This window comes from Streptomyces sp. NPDC046335 (assembly GCF_055587985.1).
In genome coordinates this window covers 1-1,668 of the sequence record NZ_JBVJFF010000050.1, presented here as the reverse complement: position 1 = coordinate 1,668, position 1,668 = coordinate 1, and the positions used below count along the sequence as shown (strand labels likewise).

Genomic DNA, 1,668 nt, shown 5'->3' with positions numbered 1-1,668 from the left:
TCCGGAGCTGAGGAGCACCCCCCGCCCGGCGCCAGCCGTGAAGTGCGTGGTGTCGGGCCAGTCCTCCGGCATGTCGATGCGGCCGTCCTCGTCCATCAGCAGGAAGTGCCGATACTCCACACACGGCTTTGATTCGTGGATAACGGCCAGTAGATTTGCGGGGGGCACAAGCATCAACCCTCAGGGCATGTTCATGATTCTTGGGATGGGTAGCCTAGTTGGCGGCCCGACCTGCGGCTACTGCTGCACGAGAACGTAGAACGGATCGCTGTCGATTCTGTGCACCATCACTCCTACGCCACTGACGTGGTGCTGACCGCGACCGGCACCTGGCCCAATCCGGGCACAGGCGGCCGCGCCCAGGCGGACTTCGTCATCACCGTGCCCGAGGACGGGTGCCACCGCTGTTCGTTGAGATCGGAACCTGCCCGCGCCGGGTCGTGCTGGTCGGCCCGGACCGTGTGCGCGGTGTAGCCGTACGGGGGTGTGTAAGTGCGGGCGGCACCTTGTTGCGGTCTTCAGGCGGCGGGGGTCCAGTCGGTGGGGTGGGTGGTGTTTCGGCGATGCTCGCGTCGCTGGTGGTGTTTTTGGTGGGCGCGGGCCAGGGCCCATGCGGTGGCTGTGAGGGGGAGTGCGGCCCACAGCCAGTACAGAGCAGGGCGGCAGGTTTCCGCGGGGTGTGCGGTGAAGGCTGCGGTGAGGGTTATGGCGAGGGCGAGGTGGTGGCACAGCAGACGCCCGGCGTGGCGGGCGAGGGCGTCGGCTCTGAAGGTGGTCACCGTCGGGGCTCCTGGCAGTGGGCGCTGGCCGCTCGCGGGCCGGGCAGGGGTGGCTCGGGCAGGAGTGGGGGAGGGTGGTGCGTGGGGATGTGAACACAGGTGCCCCTGAAGGGCAGGGTGACGCCTGCCTGTTCGTGCCATTCCGAGGATGGGGGCAAATACTCGTAAAACAACAAGGCATTACGGGAGGAAGGTCAACGAGAGGGGTCTTTTCGATGGTGCAGACCTGACGTGAAAGACCCGTGAAGAACAGCAGTCAGCTTCCGTGCGCACTACACCGTTCGATTTCAGTCACAGTCAGAACGCGCGTGAATGCGATCAGTAAGGGTGACGGCATGTAAAGCCTAGCCTTCCCGTGCGTTTTGTCCGTGATTGCCTGGCCGGAGGGAGGGGCTGATTCCGGGCCGTGTGATGCAATTGTTCGAGGGCACCGCGGCGTTTCCTGTGCGGATCGTGTGGCACCTTGTGTGCGCCTCGTGACCACTGGGGTCTGCGAGATGCGTCTTCCTGTGGGGGGAAGCCTTGATGCAACGCACCGTCGGTGTGCGCGTCCAGCGTGCCCGGAAGAGAACCCGCCTTGCCACCGCCGCAGCCCTGGCCGTCGGCGCCTTGACCCTGTCTCAGCTGCCGACTGCGGGTGCGGTCGCGGCGGATGAGCCGGGCTCGGTGTGGGGCAAGGACGCCCCGAGTTTCACGATGCCGGAGGTGAAGGTCGGCTCCAACGAGCCGACTAAGCCCGAGGCGGAGGCCAAACCGTCCGAAGAGGTCGCCCAGTGGCGGGCGGCGCAGAAAAGGCGAGCCCAGGGCGGCGAGGCCGCCACCACACGCGCGGCCCGCACCGCGACGCCCGCGACATACGTGCCCGAGGGCCAGGGCAATGTGCCCTGGC

1 protein-coding gene and 1 pseudogene are annotated in these 1,668 nt (G+C 66.7%); one reads left to right on the top strand and one right to left on the bottom strand.

Features of this window, described 5'->3' with window-relative positions; genetic code table 11:
- Window positions 1-518 precede the first annotated feature (518 nt).
- Entirely contained in the window at window positions 519-779 is a 261-nt protein-coding gene (locus ACZ6JY_RS40770) for a hypothetical protein (protein ID WP_469204652.1), read from the bottom strand.
- Between the two features lie 525 nt (window positions 780-1,304).
- On the opposite strand from ACZ6JY_RS40770, the pseudogene ACZ6JY_RS40765 reads away from it, so the two are divergent.
- Window positions 1,305-1,668, top strand: a pseudogene (locus tag ACZ6JY_RS40765) (RHS repeat-associated core domain-containing protein); the annotation flags it as partial.